General features: G+C 58.9%; 15 protein-coding genes. 14 read left to right on the forward strand and 1 reads right to left on the reverse strand.

Annotated features, from left to right (window positions below; all coding sequences use genetic code 11):
- Nucleotides 1–353: 353 nt before the first annotated feature.
- The 13 genes from nuoA to nuoN all read left to right on the forward strand — a co-directional run bounded on the left by nuoA (nucleotide 354) and on the right by nuoN (nucleotide 15,378).
- Nucleotides 354–800: an NADH-quinone oxidoreductase subunit NuoA gene (nuoA, locus tag LPQ25_RS07460; RefSeq protein WP_002913181.1), complete on the forward strand. Its 447-nt coding sequence runs from the start codon at nucleotides 354–356 to the stop codon at nucleotides 798–800.
- A 15-nt stretch (nucleotides 801–815) separates the two neighbouring features.
- Entirely contained in the window at nucleotides 816–1,490 is a 675-nt protein-coding gene (gene nuoB, locus LPQ25_RS07465) for an NADH-quinone oxidoreductase subunit NuoB (protein WP_002913178.1), read from the forward strand.
- 86 nt (nucleotides 1,491–1,576) lie between these two features.
- Entirely contained in the window at nucleotides 1,577–3,385 is a 1,809-nt protein-coding gene (nuoC, locus tag LPQ25_RS07470) for an NADH-quinone oxidoreductase subunit C/D (protein WP_002913162.1), read from the forward strand.
- A 2-nt stretch (nucleotides 3,386–3,387) separates the two neighbouring features.
- Nucleotides 3,388–3,888, forward strand: a complete 501-nt coding sequence (gene nuoE / locus LPQ25_RS07475; RefSeq protein WP_002913160.1) for an NADH-quinone oxidoreductase subunit NuoE — start codon at nucleotides 3,388–3,390, stop codon at nucleotides 3,886–3,888.
- Nucleotides 3,885–5,222 carry an NADH-quinone oxidoreductase subunit NuoF gene (nuoF, locus tag LPQ25_RS07480; protein WP_002913158.1) on the forward strand — a complete coding sequence of 446 codons (1,338 nt, stop codon included), beginning with the start codon at nucleotides 3,885–3,887 and terminating at the stop codon, nucleotides 5,220–5,222. The genes nuoE and nuoF overlap by 4 nt, the downstream gene beginning before the upstream one ends.
- 32 nt (nucleotides 5,223–5,254) lie before the next feature.
- Nucleotides 5,255–7,981, forward strand: coding sequence for an NADH-quinone oxidoreductase subunit NuoG (nuoG, locus tag LPQ25_RS07485; protein WP_015875066.1), 2,727 nt, complete (start codon nucleotides 5,255–5,257; stop codon nucleotides 7,979–7,981).
- Nucleotides 7,978–8,955 carry an NADH-quinone oxidoreductase subunit NuoH gene (gene nuoH, locus LPQ25_RS07490; RefSeq protein WP_002913156.1) on the forward strand — a complete coding sequence of 326 codons (978 nt, stop codon included), beginning with the start codon at nucleotides 7,978–7,980 and terminating at the stop codon, nucleotides 8,953–8,955. The genes nuoG and nuoH overlap by 4 nt, the downstream gene beginning before the upstream one ends.
- 14 nt (nucleotides 8,956–8,969) lie before the next feature.
- Nucleotides 8,970–9,512, forward strand: a complete 543-nt coding sequence (nuoI, locus tag LPQ25_RS07495; RefSeq protein WP_002913152.1) for an NADH-quinone oxidoreductase subunit NuoI — start codon at nucleotides 8,970–8,972, stop codon at nucleotides 9,510–9,512.
- 11 nt (nucleotides 9,513–9,523) lie between these two features.
- Nucleotides 9,524–10,078, forward strand: coding sequence for an NADH-quinone oxidoreductase subunit J (gene nuoJ / locus LPQ25_RS07500; protein ID WP_002913150.1), 555 nt, complete (start codon nucleotides 9,524–9,526; stop codon nucleotides 10,076–10,078).
- Nucleotides 10,075–10,377 (forward strand): NADH-quinone oxidoreductase subunit NuoK, encoded by a 303-nt coding sequence (nuoK, locus tag LPQ25_RS07505; RefSeq protein WP_002913148.1) that lies wholly within the window; start codon nucleotides 10,075–10,077, stop codon nucleotides 10,375–10,377. Before nuoJ ends, nuoK begins: the two co-directional genes overlap by 4 nt.
- Nucleotides 10,374–12,215: an NADH-quinone oxidoreductase subunit L gene (gene nuoL, locus LPQ25_RS07510; RefSeq protein WP_004151106.1), complete on the forward strand. Its 1,842-nt coding sequence runs from the start codon at nucleotides 10,374–10,376 to the stop codon at nucleotides 12,213–12,215. Before nuoK ends, nuoL begins: the two co-directional genes overlap by 4 nt.
- Before the next feature lie 169 nt (nucleotides 12,216–12,384).
- Complete coding sequence (gene nuoM, locus LPQ25_RS07515; protein WP_014907161.1) at nucleotides 12,385–13,914, forward strand: NADH-quinone oxidoreductase subunit M; 1,530 nt, start codon at nucleotides 12,385–12,387, stop codon at nucleotides 13,912–13,914.
- 6 nt (nucleotides 13,915–13,920) lie between these two features.
- Nucleotides 13,921–15,378: an NADH-quinone oxidoreductase subunit NuoN gene (nuoN, locus tag LPQ25_RS07520; RefSeq protein WP_004151107.1), complete on the forward strand. Its 1,458-nt coding sequence runs from the start codon at nucleotides 13,921–13,923 to the stop codon at nucleotides 15,376–15,378.
- Nucleotides 15,379–15,432: 54 nt separating this feature from the next.
- Here nuoN and rnz read toward each other — a convergent pair whose 3' ends face one another.
- Nucleotides 15,433–16,353, reverse strand: a complete 921-nt coding sequence (gene rnz, locus LPQ25_RS07525; protein ID WP_004214593.1) for a ribonuclease Z — start codon at nucleotides 16,351–16,353, stop codon at nucleotides 15,433–15,435.
- A 57-nt stretch (nucleotides 16,354–16,410) separates the two neighbouring features.
- Here rnz and LPQ25_RS07530 point away from each other — a divergent pair, with 57 nt between their 5' ends.
- A complete protein-coding gene (locus LPQ25_RS07530; protein ID WP_004184987.1) occupies nucleotides 16,411–16,872 on the forward strand; it encodes a GNAT family N-acetyltransferase in 462 nt (153 codons plus the stop codon).
- Nucleotides 16,873–16,941 lie beyond the last annotated feature (69 nt).

Consider the following 16,941-nt stretch of genomic DNA (forward strand, 5'->3'; position numbering starts at 1 on the left):
CTTTGGGGGAGGAATCGAGGCTAAATCCTGTCAAAATAGAAGGGATTTTTGATTTACGACGGAAACGGACACGATTCAACAACACTAAAACCGAACAGTATGCAAGGTTATTTCGCAGAAAAGGGCATTTAATGTTAATGAAAAGATTCCAATGTAAATTAATGTTATGAAAACTTTTGTTAAAGTTGACAAAAGGTTAAAGAAAGGGGTAAAAAGCCACGGCATCTGGGCTTCTCACATCGACCAGGGACGCTTTTTTGCACGGTTATTTTTTATTCCTCCCGTGAAACGCTGTGGCGTTCATCTGCCAGTAAGAGCAGAGGGTTTTGGCGCTACACTTTTTTGGTTAAGCAATGCGTATGTCAACATCCACTGAAGTCATCGCTCATCATTGGGCATTCGCTATATTTCTCATCATCGCTATCGGCCTGTGCTGCCTCATGCTCGTCGGCGGCTGGTACCTTGGCGGTCGCGCGCGCGCGCGTAGTAAAAACACGCCGTTTGAATCGGGGATCGACTCCGTCGGTTCGGCCCGCTTACGTCTTTCTGCGAAGTTTTATCTGGTTGCCATGTTCTTCGTTATCTTCGACGTGGAAGCCCTGTATCTCTACGCATGGTCGACCTCTATCCGCGAGAGCGGCTGGGTCGGCTTTGTGGAAGCCGCAATTTTCATTTTAGTGCTACTGGCTGGTCTGGTTTATCTCGTTCGCATCGGCGCACTGGACTGGACGCCTGCGCGTTCCCGTCGCACGCTGGTTAACCCGGAAACAGACAGTCCCACTAACCGTCATATGCAGTAAAAGCGAGGCAATAAGATGGATTATACGCTCACCCGCATAGATCCTAACGGTGAGAACGACCGTTACCCCCTGCAGAAACAGGAGATCGTTACCGATCCTCTGGAGCAGGAAGTCAATAAAAGCGTGTATATGGGGAAACTCGAACACGCGCTGCATGACATGGTGAACTGGGGCCGTAAGAACTCAATTTGGCCGTACAACTTCGGCCTTTCTTGCTGTTATGTGGAAATGGTGACGTCATTCACTGCGGTGCATGACGTTGCGCGTTTTGGGGCAGAAGTTCTGCGCGCCTCTCCGCGTCAGGCGGACCTGATGGTGGTCGCGGGAACATGCTTTACCAAAATGGCGCCGGTTATTCAGCGTCTCTACGATCAGATGCTGGAGCCGAAGTGGGTGATCTCCATGGGCGCCTGCGCCAACTCAGGCGGGATGTACGACATCTATTCCGTCGTCCAGGGCGTGGATAAATTCATTCCGGTCGATGTGTACATCCCGGGCTGCCCGCCGCGTCCGGAGGCCTATATGCAGGCGCTGATGCTGCTGCAGGAGTCCATTGGTAAAGAACGTCGTCCGCTCTCATGGGTGGTTGGCGATCAGGGCGTTTATCGCGCCAATATGCAGTCGGAACGCGAGCGTAAACGCGGCGAACGTATTGCAGTGACCAATCTGCGGACGCCGGACGAGATTTAATTTGCGCCTGCGGGCGGGAGAACCACTTCGCAAATCAATCTACAACAGCGCGAAGTCTCGCCGGCAGTCACCACGGACCTTTTGCAATGGTGAACAATATGACCGATTTAACCGCGCATGACGCCGCACCAGCCTGGCAAACCCGCGATCACCTTGATGACCCGGTGATTGGCGAACTGCGCAACCGCTTTGGGCCGGATGCCTTTACCGTTCAGCCAACCCGTACCGGCGTACCGGTGGTATGGGTGAAGCGTGAACAGCTGCTGGAGGTGGGTGATTTCCTGAAGAAATTGCCGAAGCCTTACGTGATGCTGTTTGACCTGCACGGCATGGACGAACGTCTGCGCACGCACCGCGATGGCCTGCCCGCCGCGGATTTTTCCGTTTTCTATCACCTGATCTCCATCGATCGCAACCGCGACATCATGCTCAAGGTGGCGCTGTCGGAAAACGATCTGCATCTGCCGACCTTCACCAAACTGTTCCCCAACGCCAACTGGTATGAGCGTGAAACCTGGGAAATGTTTGGCATTACCTTCGATGGTCACCCGAACCTGCGTCGCATCATGATGCCGCCGACCTGGGAAGGTCACCCGCTGCGTAAAGATTATCCGGCGCGTGCCACCGAGTTCGACCCGTTTGAGCTGACCAAAGCCAAACAGGATCTGGAGATGGAGGCGCTGACCTTTAAACCGGAAGAGTGGGGCATGAAGCGCGGCACCGACAACGAGGACTTCATGTTCCTCAACCTCGGTCCGAACCACCCATCGGCGCATGGTGCGTTCCGCATTATTCTGCAACTGGACGGCGAAGAGATCGTCGACTGCGTACCGGATATCGGTTATCACCACCGCGGCGCCGAGAAGATGGGCGAGCGTCAGTCCTGGCACAGCTACATCCCGTATACCGACCGTATTGAATATCTCGGCGGCTGCGTCAACGAGATGCCGTACGTGCTGGCGGTGGAAAAACTGGCTGGGATCACCGTACCGGATCGCGTGAACGTGATCCGCGTGATGCTCTCCGAGCTGTTCCGCATCAACAGCCACCTGCTGTATATCTCGACCTTTATTCAGGACGTCGGCGCGATGACGCCGGTCTTCTTCGCCTTTACCGATCGGCAGAAAATTTACGATCTGGTGGAAGCGATTACCGGGTTCCGTATGCACCCGGCGTGGTTCCGCATCGGCGGCGTCGCGCACGATCTGCCGCGTGGCTGGGATCGCCTGCTGCGTGAGTTCCTCGAGTGGATGCCGAAGCGTCTGGACTCCTATGAGAAGGCCGCCCTGCGCAACACCATTCTGAAAGGCCGTTCCGTCGGCGTGGCAGCCTATACCGCCAAAGAGGCGCTGGAGTGGGGCACCACCGGCGCAGGCCTGCGCGCCACCGGTATCGACTTCGACGTGCGTAAATGGCGTCCTTACTCTGGCTATGAAAACTTCGACTTCGAAGTCCCGACCGGGGGGGGCGTCTCAGACTGCTACACCCGCGTGATGCTGAAAGTAGAAGAGCTGCGCCAGAGCCTGCGCATTCTTCAGCAGTGCCTCGATAACATGCCGGAAGGCCCGTTCAAAGCGGATCACCCGCTGACCACGCCGCCGCCGAAAGAGCGCACGCTGCAGCATATCGAAACCCTGATCACCCACTTCCTGCAGGTATCGTGGGGCCCGGTGATGCCGGCCAACGAATCTTTCCAGATGATTGAGGCGACCAAAGGGATCAACAGTTACTACCTGACCAGCGACGGCAGCACCATGAGCTACCGCACCCGCGTCCGTACGCCGAGCTTTGCGCACCTGCAGCAGATCCCGTCGGCGATCCGCGGCAGCCTGGTATCCGACCTGATCGTCTATCTGGGTAGTATCGATTTTGTTATGTCAGACGTGGACCGCTAATTATGCACGAGAATCAACAACCACAAACCGAGGCTTTTGAGCTGAGTGCGGCAGAGCGTGAGGCTATTGAGCACGAGAAGCACCACTACGAAGACCCGCGTGCGGCGTCCATCGAAGCGCTGAAAATCGTTCAGAAACAGCGCGGCTGGGTGCCGGATGGCGCGATCTACGCCATCGCCGATGTGCTGGGGATCCCGGCCAGCGACGTGGAAGGCGTGGCGACGTTCTACAGCCAGATTTTCCGCCAGCCGGTTGGCCGTCACGTGATCCGCTACTGCGACAGCGTGGTATGCCACATCACCGGCTATCAGGGTATTCAGGCCGCCATTGAGAAGAAACTGAATATCAAGCCGGGGCAGACCACCTTTGATGGCCGCTTTACCCTGCTGCCGACCTGCTGCCTGGGTAACTGCGACAAGGGACCGACCATGATGATTGATGAGGATACTCACAGCCATCTGACGCCGGAGGCAATTCCTGACCTGCTGGAGCAGTACAAATGAAAACCGTAATTCGTACTGCGGAAACGCATCCGCTCACCTGGCGCCTGCGCGACGACAAGCAGCCGGTGTGGCTGGACGAGTATCGCAGTAAAAATGGCTATGAAGGGGCGCGTAAAGCCCTGACCGGGATGGCCCCGGATGAGATTGTCACGGCGGTAAAAGACGCTGGCCTGAAAGGGCGCGGCGGCGCGGGCTTCTCTACTGGTCTGAAGTGGAGCCTGATGCCGAAAGACGAATCCATGAACATCCGTTACCTGCTGTGTAACGCCGATGAAATGGAGCCGGGCACCTATAAAGACCGCCTGCTGATGGAGCAGCTGCCGCACCTGCTGGTGGAAGGCATGCTGATCTCCGCGTTTGCGCTGAAAGCGTACCGCGGCTACATCTTCCTGCGCGGAGAATATATTGAAGCGGCCCAGCATCTGCGTCGCGCGATTGCCGAAGCCACCGAAGCGGGTCTGTTGGGGAAAAACATCCTCGGCACCGGGTTTGACTTCGAGCTGTTCGTGCACACCGGGGCAGGGCGCTATATCTGCGGCGAAGAGACGGCGCTGATCAACTCTCTGGAAGGCCGCCGCGCCAACCCGCGATCCAAGCCGCCGTTCCCGGCGAGCTCCGGCGTCTGGGGCAAGCCGACCTGCGTCAACAACGTAGAAACCCTGTGCAACGTGCCAGCGATCCTCGCCAACGGCGTCGAGTGGTACCAGAACATTTCCACCAGCAAAGATGCTGGCACCAAGCTGATGGGCTTCTCCGGCCGGGTGAAGAATCCGGGCGTCTGGGAGCTGCCGTTCGGCACCACTGCCCGCGAGATCCTCGAAGATTACGCCGGCGGTATGCGCGATGGCCTGAAGTTTAAAGCCTGGCAACCGGGCGGAGCAGGGACCGACTTCCTCACCGAAGCGCACCTCGATCTGCCGATGGAATTCGAAAGCATTGGTAAAGCGGGCAGCCGTCTGGGCACCTCGCTGGCGATGGCCGTTGACCACGAGATCAACATGGTCTCGCTGGTGCGTAACCTTGAAGAGTTCTTTGCCCGCGAGTCCTGCGGCTGGTGTACGCCGTGCCGCGATGGTCTGCCGTGGAGCGTGAAGATCCTGCGCGCCCTGGAGCGCGGCGAAGGCCAGCCTGGCGATATCGAAACCCTTGAGCAACTGTGTCGATTCCTGGGCCCGGGTAAAACCTTCTGCGCGCACGCGCCGGGCGCGGTCGAGCCGCTACAGAGCGCGATTAAATATTTCCGCGAAGAATTCGAGGCTGGCATTAAGCAGCAGTTCAGCAATACCCATGCAATCAACGGGATTCAGCCGAACCTGCTTAAGACGCGCTGGTAATCTAAAGGTTTTTTATTTTTGGAAGCACGCAAATGGCTACGATTCATGTAGACGGCAAAGAATACGAGGTCAACGGGGCGGACAACCTGCTAGAGGCTTGTCTCTCTCTTGGTCTTGATATTCCCTACTTTTGCTGGCACCCGGCGCTAGGGAGCGTCGGTGCTTGCCGCCAGTGTGCGGTGAAGCAATATCAGAACGCGGAAGACACGCGTGGTCGCCTGGTGATGTCCTGTATGACTCCGGCATCCGACGGCACCTTTATTTCTATCGACGACAGCGAAGCGAAGCAGTTCCGCGAAAGCGTGGTGGAGTGGTTGATGACTAACCACCCGCACGACTGCCCGGTCTGCGAAGAGGGCGGCAACTGCCACCTGCAGGATATGACGGTGATGACCGGTCATAGCTTCCGCCGCTATCGTTTCACCAAGCGTACCCACCGCAATCAGGATCTGGGGCCGTTTATTTCGCACGAAATGAACCGCTGCATCGCCTGCTACCGCTGCGTGCGCTACTACAAAGATTATGCCGACGGCACCGATCTGGGCGTCTATGGCGCGCACGACAACGTCTACTTCGGCCGCCCGGAAGATGGCACCCTGGAGAGCGAGTTCTCCGGCAACCTGGTGGAAGTCTGCCCGACCGGCGTCTTCACCGACAAAACCCACTCTGAGCGCTATAACCGTAAGTGGGACATGCAGTTTGCGCCGAGCATCTGCCAGCAGTGTTCCATCGGCTGTAACATCAGCCCGGGCGAACGCTATGGCGAGTTGCGTCGTATCGAAAACCGCTATAACGGTACCGTGAACCGCTACTTCCTCTGCGACCGCGGTCGTTTCGGCTATGGCTACGTGAACCTGAAAGACCGTCCGCGTCAGCCGGTACAGCGCCGCGGCGACGATCTGATCACCCTTAACGCCGAGCAGGCGATGCAGGGGGCGGCGGATATCCTGCGCCAGTCGAAGAAAGTGATCGGCATCGGCTCTCCGCGCGCCAGCATTGAAAGCAACTTCGCGCTGCGCGAGCTGGTGGGCGCCGACAACTTCTATACCGGCATCGCCAAAGGCGAACAAGCGCGCCTGCAGATGATGCTGAAAGTGCTGCGCGAGGGCGGGATCCACACGCCAAGCCTGCGCGATATCGAATCCTACGATGCGGTACTGGTGCTGGGCGAAGACATTACCCAGACCGGCGCGCGCGTGGCCCTGGCGGTACGCCAGGCAGTGAAAGGGAAAGCACGCGAAATGGCGGCGGCGCAGAAAGTGGCCGACTGGCAGATCGCCGCGATCCTCAACATCGGCCAGCGCGCCAAGCACCCGCTATTCGTCACCAACGTCGATGACACCCGCCTGGATGACATCGCGGCGTGGACCTACCGCGCGCCGGTAGAAGATCAGGCGCGTCTCGGCTTTGCTATTGCCCATGCGCTGGACGACAGCGCGCCGGCGGTTGACGGCCTGAGCCAGGACCTGCAGGGTAAAGTCGACGTTATCGTTCAGGCGCTGGCCGGGGCGAAAAAACCGCTGATCATCTCCGGGACCAACGCCGGCAGCATGGAGATCATCCAGGCCGCCGCTAACGTGGCGAAAGCTCTGAAAGGCCGCGGCGCCGATGTCGGGGTGACCATGGTCGCCCGGGCGGTTAACAGCGTCGGACTGGGCATGATCGGCGGCGGCTCGCTTGAAGAGGCGCTGGACGAACTGGAAAGCGGCGCCGCAGACGCGGTTATCGTGCTGGAAAACGACCTTCACCGTCATGCTTCCGCCGCGCGCGTTGACGCTGCGCTGGCGAAAGCGCCGCTGGTGATGGTGGTGGATCATCAGCGCACCGCGATTATGGACAAAGCGCACCTGGTGCTCTCCGCGGCAAGCTTTGCGGAAAGCGACGGTACCGTGGTGAACAACGAAGGCCGCGCCCAACGTTTCTTCCAGGTTTACGATCCGGTTTACTACGACGCGAAAACCGTAATGCTGGAAAGCTGGCGCTGGCTGCATTCGCTGCACAGCACCGTCAACAACCGTCAGGTTGACTGGACTCAGCTGGACCACGTCATTGATGCGGCGATTGCCGCGCTGCCGCAGCTGGCGGGCATTAAAGACGCCGCGCCGGATGCGACCTTCCGCATTCGCGGCCAGAAGCTGGCGCGTGAACCGCACCGCTACAGCGGCCGCACGGCGATGCGCGCTAACATCAGCGTGCACGAGCCGCGTCAGCCGCAGGATAAAGACACGATGTTCGCCTTCTCCATGGAAGGGAACAACCAGCCGTCCGCCCCGCGTTCGCAGATCCCGTTCGCCTGGGCGCCGGGCTGGAACTCCCCGCAGGCATGGAACAAGTTCCAGGATGAAGTGGGCGGGAAACTGCGCCACGGTGATCCGGGCGTTCGTCTGTTTGAAGCGTCCGCCAGCGGACTGGAGTACTTCACGGCGGTGCCGGCCAGCTTCCAGGCGGAAGAGGGCAAATGGCGAATTGCGCCGTACTACCATCTGTTCGGCAGCGATGAGCTGTCTCAGCGCGCGCCGGTGTTCCAGAGCCGGATGCCTGAGCCGTACATCAAGCTGAACCCGGCGGATGCCGCGAAGCTTGGCGTCAACCCAGGCGCAATGCTCTCCTTTAGCGTGGAAGGCCAGACCCTGCGTCTGCCGCTGGTTATCTCTGAAGGCCTGACCGCGGGACAGGTTGGCTTACCGATGGGCATGCCGGGCATTGCGCCGGTGCTGACCGGATCGCGTATTGATTCACTGCAGGAGGCGAAAGCATGAGCTGGTTAACGCCGGATCTTATCGACATTCTGTTAAGCATCCTGAAGGCCGTGGTCATTCTGCTGGTGGTTGTCACCTGCGGCGCGTTCATGAGCTTCGGCGAGCGTCGTCTGCTCGGCTTGTTCCAGAACCGCTACGGACCTAACCGCGTCGGCTGGGGCGGTTCGCTGCAGCTGGTCGCCGACATGATCAAGATGTTCTTTAAAGAGGACTGGATCCCGCGCTTCTCCGATCGCGTGATCTTTACTCTGGCGCCGGTTATCGCCTTTACCTCGCTGCTGCTGGCCTTCGCTATCGTGCCGGTTAGCCCGACGTGGGTGGTGGCCGACCTGAACATCGGCATCCTCTTCTTCCTGATGATGGCAGGCCTGGCGGTCTACGCGGTGCTGTTCGCCGGTTGGTCGAGCAATAACAAATACTCGCTGCTGGGGGCGATGCGTGCTTCCGCGCAGACCCTGAGCTACGAAGTGTTTCTCGGTCTCTCCCTGATGGGCGTGGTGGCGCAGGCGGGGTCATTCAATATGACCGATATCGTCAACAACCAGGCGCATCTGTGGAACGTTATCCCGCAGTTCTTCGGCTTCGTGACTTTCGCCATCGCCGGCGTGGCGGTGTGTCACCGTCACCCGTTCGACCAGCCGGAAGCGGAGCAGGAACTGGCCGATGGTTACCACATTGAATATTCCGGCATGAAATTCGGTCTGTTCTTCGTCGGGGAATACATCGGTATCGTCACCGTTTCAGCGCTGATCGTCACGCTGTTCTTCGGCGGCTGGAATGGCCCGTGGTTACCTCCTTTCATCTGGTTCGCGCTGAAAACCGCGTTCTTCATGATGATGTTCATTTTGATCCGCGCATCATTACCGCGTCCGCGCTATGACCAGGTAATGTCCTTTGGCTGGAAGGTATGCCTGCCGTTAACGCTGGTCAACTTGTTGGTAACGGCGGCTGTCATTCTCTGGCAGGCGCAATAAGGGGTGAATTGAACATGACCTTAAAAGAATTATTGGTGGGGTTTGGCACCCAGGTCCGTAGTATCTGGATGATTGGCCTGCATGCCTTCGCCAAACGTGAAACCCGGATGTATCCGGAAGAGCCGGTCTACCTGCCGCCGCGCTATCGCGGCCGCATCGTGCTGACCCGCGATCCGGACGGTGCAGAGCGCTGCGTCGCCTGTAACCTGTGTGCGGTAGCCTGCCCGGTGGGCTGTATCTCGCTGCAGAAAGCAGAGACGGTAGACGGCCGCTGGTATCCGGAGTTCTTCCGCATCAACTTCTCACGTTGCATCTTCTGCGGCCTGTGCGAAGAAGCGTGCCCGACCACGGCGATCCAGTTGACCCCGGACTTCGAGCTGGGTGAATACAAGCGTCAGGATCTGGTGTACGAAAAAGAGGATCTGCTGATTTCCGGTCCGGGCAAATACCCGGAATATAACTTCTACCGGATGGCGGGTATGGCAATCGACGGCAAAGATAAGGGCGAAGCGGAAAATGAAGCTAAGCCAATCGACGTCAAGAGCCTGTTACCGTAAGGAGAGGGGCAATGGAATTCGCTTTTTATATCTGTGGCCTGATAGCCATCCTCGCAACCTTGCGGGTCGTCACCCACACCAATCCGGTGCATGCGCTGCTGTACCTGATTATTTCGCTGCTGGCGATTGCCGGGGTGTTCTTCTCGCTGGGCGCGTACTTCGCCGGAGCGCTGGAAATCATCGTCTACGCCGGGGCCATTATGGTGCTGTTCGTCTTCGTGGTGATGATGCTCAACCTGGGCGGCACCGAGATCGAACAGGAGCGCAAGTGGCTGCAGCCGGGGATCTGGATTGGCCCGGCCATCCTCTCCGCGGTGCTGCTGGTGGTTATCGTTTACGCCATCCTGGGCATTAACGACCAGGGTATCGACGGTGCGGCGATTAACGCCAAAGAAGTGGGCATTGCGCTGTTTGGGCCGTACGTCCTGGCGGTGGAGCTGGCCTCCATGCTGCTGCTGGCGGGCCTGGTGGTTGCCTTCCACATTGGCCGCGAAGAGCGCGCCGGCGAGGTGCTGAGCAACCGTCTGAACGACAGCGACAAACGAAAAACGGAGGAACACGCATGATCCCCTTAACACATGGACTGATCCTCGCGGCCATCCTGTTTGTGCTTGGTCTGACGGGGCTGGTGATCCGCCGCAATCTGCTGTTTATGTTGATTAGCCTGGAAATCATGATTAACGCCGCCGCGCTGGCCTTTGTGGTGGCGGGTAGCTACTGGGGTCAGGCAGATGGTCAGATAATGTATATCCTCGCCATCAGCCTCGCGGCTGCGGAAGCGAGTATCGGCCTGGCGCTGCTGCTGCAGCTCCATCGTCGCCGCCAGAACCTGAACATCGATTCAGTAAGTGAGTTGCGTGGATGAACATGCTTGCCTTAACCATTCTTTTGCCATTGATTGGCTTTGTGCTGCTGGCCTTCTCCCGCGGGCGCTGGTCGGAAAATCTTTCCGCCGCCGTTGGCATGGGCTCGGTAGGCCTGGCGGCGCTGGTCACCGCGTACGTTGGCGTCGACTTTTTCGCTAACGGCAAACAGGCGGTCAGCGTGCCGCTGTGGACCTGGATGTCGGTCGGTGATTTCAACATCGGCTTCAACCTGGTGTTGGACGGCCTGTCGCTGACCATGCTCTCCGTAGTTACCGGCGTCGGCTTCCTGATCCACATGTTCGCCTCCTGGTACATGCGCGGTGAAGAGGGATATTCCCGCTTCTTCGCCTATACCAACCTGTTTATCGCCAGCATGGTGGTTCTGGTACTGGCCGATAACCTGCTGCTGATGTACCTCGGTTGGGAAGGCGTGGGCCTCTGTTCTTACCTGCTGATCGGTTTCTACTACACCGATCCGAAGAACGGCGCCGCAGCGATGAAAGCGTTTGTGGTGACCCGCGTCGGCGACGTGTTCCTCGCCTTCGCGCTGTTCATTCTTTATAACGAACTGGGCACCCTGAACTTCCGCGAAATGGTGGAGCTGGCGCCGCAGCACTTCGCTAACGGCAGCACCACGCTGCAGTGGGCGACGCTGATGCTGCTTGGCGGCGCGGTCGGTAAATCCGCCCAGCTGCCGCTGCAAACGTGGCTTGCCGATGCGATGGCGGGTCCGACGCCGGTCTCTGCGCTGATCCACGCCGCGACCATGGTCACCGCGGGCGTCTATCTGATCGCCCGTACCCACGGCCTGTTCCTGATGACGCCGGAAGTGCTGCATCTGGTCGGTATCGTCGGGGCGGTCACCCTGGTGTTGGCGGGCTTCGCCGCGCTGGTGCAGACCGATATCAAACGCGTTCTCGCCTACTCTACCATGAGCCAGATTGGCTACATGTTCCTCGCGCTGGGCGTGCAGGCATGGGACGCGGCGATTTTCCACCTGATGACTCACGCGTTCTTTAAAGCGCTGCTGTTCCTGTCGTCTGGTTCGGTCATTCTGGCCTGCCATCACGAACAGAACATCTTCAAGATGGGCGGCCTGCGCAAATCGATTCCGCTGGTATATGTCTGCTTCCTGGTGGGGGGCGCGGCGCTGTCCGCACTGCCGCTTATCACCGCAGGCTTCTTCAGTAAGGATGAGATTCTGGCAGGCGCGATGGCCAATGGCCATATCAATCTGATGGTGGCAGGCCTGGTCGGCGCCTTTATGACCTCGCTGTACACCTTCCGGATGATTTTCATCGTATTCCACGGTAAAGAGCAAATTCACGCGCACGCAGGGAAGGGGATTACCCATCATCTGCCGCTGATTGTGCTGCTGGTACTATCCACCTTCGTTGGCGCGCTGATTGTGCCGCCGCTGGAAGGCGTACTGCCGCAGACCACTGAGCTCGCCCACGGTAGCGTGATGACGCTGGAGATTGCCTCCGGGATCATCGCCATTGCCGGGATTCTGATCGCCGCATGGCTGTGGCTGGGCAAACGCACGCTGGTGACCTCCATCGCCAACAGTGCGCCTGGCCGCTTCTTCGGTACCTGGTGGTTCCATGCCTGGGGCTTCGACTGGTTATACGACAAGGTGTTCGTAAAACCATTCCTCGGTATTGCCTGGCTGCTGAAACGCGATCCGCTGAACTCGTTGATGAATATCCCGGCGATCCTTTCCCGCTTCGCAGGCAAAGGCCTGCTGGTGAGCGAGAACGGTTATCTGCGCTGGTATGTGGCTTCAATGAGCATCGGCGCGGTGGTGGTGCTGGCGCTGCTGATGGTATTGCGTTGATTTGATCGCGCGGTTTTGCCCGGTGGCGCTTCGCTTACCGGGCCTACGAGACCGTAGGTCGGGTAAGCGAAGCGCCACCCGACACAACAAACCGCACTCAAACGTGAATGTAGTCGAATTCGTTGAAAATCGGTCCTGAACGGGACTTTAACAAGGAATAAAAATCGCCATGTTACTACCCTGGCTAATATTAATTCCCTTTATCGGCGGCTTCCTGTGCTGGCAGACCGAACGCTTTGGCGTGAAAGTGCCGCGCTGGATCGCGCTGATTACCATGGGACTGACGCTGGTGCTTGGCCTGCAGCTGTGGATGCAGGGCGGCTATTCTCTGACGCAATCCGCGGGTATTCCGCAATGGCAGTCGGAATTCGTGCTGCCGTGGATCCCACGCTTCGGCATTAGCATCCATCTGGCGATCGACGGCCTGTCGCTGCTGATGGTGGTGCTGACCGGTCTCCTCGGCGTGCTGGCGGTGCTCTGTTCGTGGCGTGAAATCGAAAAATACCAGGGCTTCTTCCACCTCAACCTGATGTGGATCCTGGGCGGCGTTATCGGCGTGTTCCTCGCCATCGACATGTTCCTGTTCTTCTTCTTCTGGGAAATGATGTTGGTGCCGATGTACTTCCTGATCGCGCTGTGGGGCCACAAAGCCTCGGACGGTAAAACGCGCATCACAGCGGCCACCAAGTTCTTCATCTATACCCAGGCGAGCGGCCTGGTGATGCTGATTGCCATTCTGGCGCTGGCCTTCGTCCACTTCAACGCCACCGGCGTGTGGACCTTCAACTATGAAGATCTGCTGAAAACCCCAATGTCTCACGGCGTGGAATACCTGCTGATGCTCGGCTTCTTCATCGCCTTCGCGGTGAAAATGCCGGTGGTGCCGCTGCACGGCTGGCTGCCGGACGCTCACTCCCAGGCGCCGACCGCCGGCTCTGTCGACCTCGCGGGGATCCTGCTGAAAACCGCCGCCTACGGTCTGCTGCGCTTTGCGCTGCCGCTGTTCCCGAATGCCTCCGCCGAGTTTGCGCCCATCGCCATGTGGCTGGGCGTGATTGGTATCTTCTACGGCGCGTGGATGGCCTTCGCCCAGACCGATATTAAACGCCTGATCGCCTACACCTCCGTGTCCCACATGGGCTTCGTGCTGATTGCTATCTACACCGGCAGCCAGCTGGCCTATCAGGGAGCGGTGATCCAGATGATTGCTCACGGTCTGTCCGCGGCGGGTCTGTTTATTCTCTGCGGCCAGCTGTACGAACGTCTGCATACCCGCGATATGCGCCAGATGGGCGGTCTGTGGAGCAAAATTAAATGGCTGCCGGCGATGTCGATGTTCTTCGCGGTCGCCACTCTGGGGATGCCGGGCACCGGTAACTTCGTCGGCGAATTTATGATCCTGTTCGGCAGCTATAAAGTGGTGCCGACGATCACCGTCATCTCCACCTTTGGTCTGGTATTCGCGTCCGTTTACTCGCTGTCGATGTTACATCGCGCTTACTTCGGTAAAGCGAAGAGCGAAGCGGCGGCGAAAGAGTTGCCGGGGATGTCCCTGCGTGAACTGTCTATCATCCTGCTGCTGGTGGTGCTGCTGGTGCTGTTGGGCTTCTTCCCGCAGCCGATCCTCGACACCTCGCATGCTGCGATGAGCAACATTCAGCAGTGGTTTGTTAATTCTGTTTCTACTACAAGGCCGTAATTCGCCATGACAATAACTCCACAACAACTGATCGCACTGCTACCGCTGCTGATCGTCGGCTTGACGGTGGTGGTTGTGATGCTCTCCATTGCGTGGCGACGCAATCATTTTCTCAATGCCACGCTGTCGGTTCTTGGACTTAACGCCGCGCTGGTCTCGCTCTGGTTCGTCGGCCAGAACGGGGCGATGGACGTCACGCCGCTGATCCGCGTTGACGGCTACGCCATGCTTTACACCGGTCTGGTGCTGCTGGCGAGCCTCGCGACCTGTACTTTCGCCTACCCGTGGCTTGAGGGTTACAAGGACAACAAAGAAGAGTTCTACCTGCTGGTGCTGATCGCCGCCCTGGGCGGCATTCTGCTGGCCGGTGCGAATCATCTGGCGGCGCTGTTCCTCGGTATTGAGCTGATTTCGCTGCCGCTGTTCGGCCTGGTTGGTTACGCCTTCCGCCAGAAGCGTTCGCTGGAAGCGAGCATCAAATACACCATCCTCTCCGCGGCAGCTTCGTCCTTCCTGCTGTTCGGTATGGCGCTGGTGTATGCGAACTCCGGCAACCTGTCCTTCCTCGCGCTGGGCAAAAGCCTGGCGGACAACATGCTGCACGAGCCGCTGCTGCTGGCGGGCCTCGGTCTGATGATCGTCGGTCTTGGCTTTAAACTGTCGCTGGTGCCGTTCCACCTGTGGACGCCGGACGTTTACCAGGGGGCGCCTGCGCCGGTCTCCACCTTCCTGGCGACCGCCAGCAAGATCGCTATCTTCGGCGTAGTGATGCGTCTGTTCCTGTACATGCCGGTGGGCAACAGCGAAGCGGTACGCGTGGTGCTGGGCCTGATCGCCTTCGCCTCTATCATCTTCGGTAACCTGATGGCGCTGAGCCAGACCAACATTAAGCGCCTGCTCGGTTACTCTTCCATCTCCCATCTCGGCTATCTGCTGGTGGCGCTGATTGCCCTGCAGAGCGGTGAAATGTCGATGGAAGCCGTGGGCGTTTACCTGGCCGGTTACCTGTTCAGCAGCCTCGGCGCGTTCGGCGTGGTCAGCCTGATGTCCAGCCCGTACCGCGGTCCGGATGCTGACTCGCTGTTCTCCTACCGCGGCCTGTTCTGGCACCGTCCGATCCTGTCGGCTGTGATGACGGTGATGATGCTCTCCCTGGCCGGTATCCCGATGACCCTCGGCTTTATCGGTAAGTTCTACGTGCTGGCCGTCGGTGTGCATGCGCATCTGTGGTGGCTGGTTGCCGCGGTGGTTGTCGGCTCGGCGATCGGTCTCTACTACTACCTGCGCGTGGCAGTGAGCCTGTACCTGAGCGCGCCGGAGCAACTGAATCGCGATGCGCCGTCAAACTGGCAGTACAGCGCCGGCGGTATCGTGGTGCTGATCTCCGCGCTGCTGGTGCTGGTGCTCGGTATCTGGCCGCAGCCGCTGATTAGCATCGTGCAGCTGGCGACGCCGCTGATGTAAGTTGATTGACTCAATAAAAAACCGCCGGGATGGCGGTTTTTTTATGCCCGGATTTTACGCCATCTTGTAGACCATAAAGTCTTCCGCCAGCAGCGTGTTAGGGAAAATCTCCCGGCATTCCGCCAGCATACGCAGACAGCCTTCGGCATCGTAGCGCGAGCTAAAGTGGGTGGCGATCAGCGTACCGACCCCCGCTTCTTTGGCAAGCGCCGCGGTCTGCTGACTGGAAGAGTGGCCGCGGCTATTGGCTTTCTCCGCCATCGCCTGCTCAAGGGTGGTTTCGTGGACCATTACATCCGCCCCGCGAGCCATCTCCAGCGCCTGCGGGCAGGGGGCGGTATCGCCGAAGATGGCCAGCGTTTTACCCGGGGTCGCTGGCCCCAGATAGCGGCTGCCGTCGATGACCCGGCCATCTGCCAGCTCGACGCGCTGTCCGCGCTTGAGTTGATGGAACAGCGGCCCGGGAGGCACGCCATCGGCAATCAGCTGGGCGGCGTCGAGGGTGCCGGGCTTGTCATGCTGCGCAATGCGATACCCATAGCACTCCACCGGATGGCTGAGCGGATACGCGGTGACCCGATAGCCCTCTTCGTCGAACACCAGACCAGGGCCGACTTCGATGATGGTGAGCGGATAGTCGGTCCACGAACCGCTCAGGCGCAGCGCGGTCTCAACAAACTCTTTGAGTCCTTTTGGCCCGTAGAGGGTGAGGGGCAGAGAGTTTCCCTGCATCGAGCGGCTGCACAGCAGACCGGGCAGGCCGAACAGGTGGTCGCCGTGCAGATGGGTAATAAAAATCTTATTCAGTTTGCCGGGATGGTAGGGCGTGTGAAGAAACTGATGCTGGGTCCCTTCGCCGCAGTCAAACAACCACATTTCAGCGCGGGTCGGCTGTTGCAAATTCAGTATTATCGACGTCATATTACGCGTGCGGGTCGGCACCCCGGCGGATGTCCCCAAAAAAGTTAATTCCATCGTCCAGTGTCCTCAGGGCGAGTCGCAAAGTATCAGTATATCAATAAGGAGCAGCAGATGATGACCTGGCAGGATCTCCACCATAGTGAACTCACCGTTCCCCAGCTGTATGCGCTGCTGAAATTGCGCAGTGAAGTCTTTGTCGTAGAGCAGCAGTGCGTCTATCAGGATGTCGACGGCGATGATTTGGTTGGTGAAAATCGCCATCTGCTCGGCTGGCGCGATGGCGAACTGGTGGCCTACGCGCGGATCCTCAAAAGCGAAGAGGAGTTTGCGCCGGTGGTGATTGGCCGGGTCATCGTCAGCCCCGCCGCCCGCGGTGCGAAGCTCGGCTATCAGCTGATGGAGCAGGCGCTGGCCAGCTGTCAGCAGCACTGGCCGCAAAAGGCGATTTACCTCGGGGCGCAGGCGCACCTGCAATCCTTTTACGCCCACTTTGGTTTTACGCCGGTGACCGAGGTCTATGATGAGGATGGCATCCCCCACATTGGCATGGCGCGAGAAAAGCGCGCTGTCTGACTCCTCTGCACCCTCGTCCACACGCAGCTCTGGCCCGGCGAGCGGGTAAGATAAAACCCGCTCCCTCAT

Source organism: Klebsiella sp. KPN54798, from assembly GCF_021184225.1.
In the GTDB taxonomy this organism is placed as follows: domain Bacteria; phylum Pseudomonadota; class Gammaproteobacteria; order Enterobacterales; family Enterobacteriaceae; genus Klebsiella; species Klebsiella pneumoniae.

Bases quoted from the DNA above. Each gene is read 5' to 3' on its own strand.
- nuoA (WP_002913181.1), top strand. From the start codon at position 354: ATGCGTATGTCAACATCCACTGAAGTCATCGCTCATCATTGGGCATTC.
- nuoB (WP_002913178.1), top strand. From the start codon at position 816: ATGGATTATACGCTCACCCGCATAGATCCTAACGGTGAGAACGACCGT.
- nuoC (WP_002913162.1), top strand. From the start codon at position 1,577: ATGGTGAACAATATGACCGATTTAACCGCGCATGACGCCGCACCAGCC.
- nuoE (WP_002913160.1), top strand. From the start codon at position 3,388: ATGCACGAGAATCAACAACCACAAACCGAGGCTTTTGAGCTGAGTGCG.
- nuoF (WP_002913158.1), top strand. From the start codon at position 3,885: ATGAAAACCGTAATTCGTACTGCGGAAACGCATCCGCTCACCTGGCGC.
- nuoG (WP_015875066.1), top strand. From the start codon at position 5,255: ATGGCTACGATTCATGTAGACGGCAAAGAATACGAGGTCAACGGGGCG.
- nuoH (WP_002913156.1), top strand. From the start codon at position 7,978: ATGAGCTGGTTAACGCCGGATCTTATCGACATTCTGTTAAGCATCCTG.
- nuoI (WP_002913152.1), top strand. From the start codon at position 8,970: ATGACCTTAAAAGAATTATTGGTGGGGTTTGGCACCCAGGTCCGTAGT.
- nuoJ (WP_002913150.1), top strand. From the start codon at position 9,524: ATGGAATTCGCTTTTTATATCTGTGGCCTGATAGCCATCCTCGCAACC.
- nuoK (WP_002913148.1), top strand. From the start codon at position 10,075: ATGATCCCCTTAACACATGGACTGATCCTCGCGGCCATCCTGTTTGTG.
- nuoL (WP_004151106.1), top strand. From the start codon at position 10,374: ATGAACATGCTTGCCTTAACCATTCTTTTGCCATTGATTGGCTTTGTG.
- nuoM (WP_014907161.1), top strand. From the start codon at position 12,385: ATGTTACTACCCTGGCTAATATTAATTCCCTTTATCGGCGGCTTCCTG.
- nuoN (WP_004151107.1), top strand. From the start codon at position 13,921: ATGACAATAACTCCACAACAACTGATCGCACTGCTACCGCTGCTGATC.
- rnz (WP_004214593.1), bottom strand. From the start codon at position 16,353: ATGGAATTAACTTTTTTGGGGACATCCGCCGGGGTGCCGACCCGCACG.
- LPQ25_RS07530 (WP_004184987.1), top strand. From the start codon at position 16,411: ATGATGACCTGGCAGGATCTCCACCATAGTGAACTCACCGTTCCCCAG.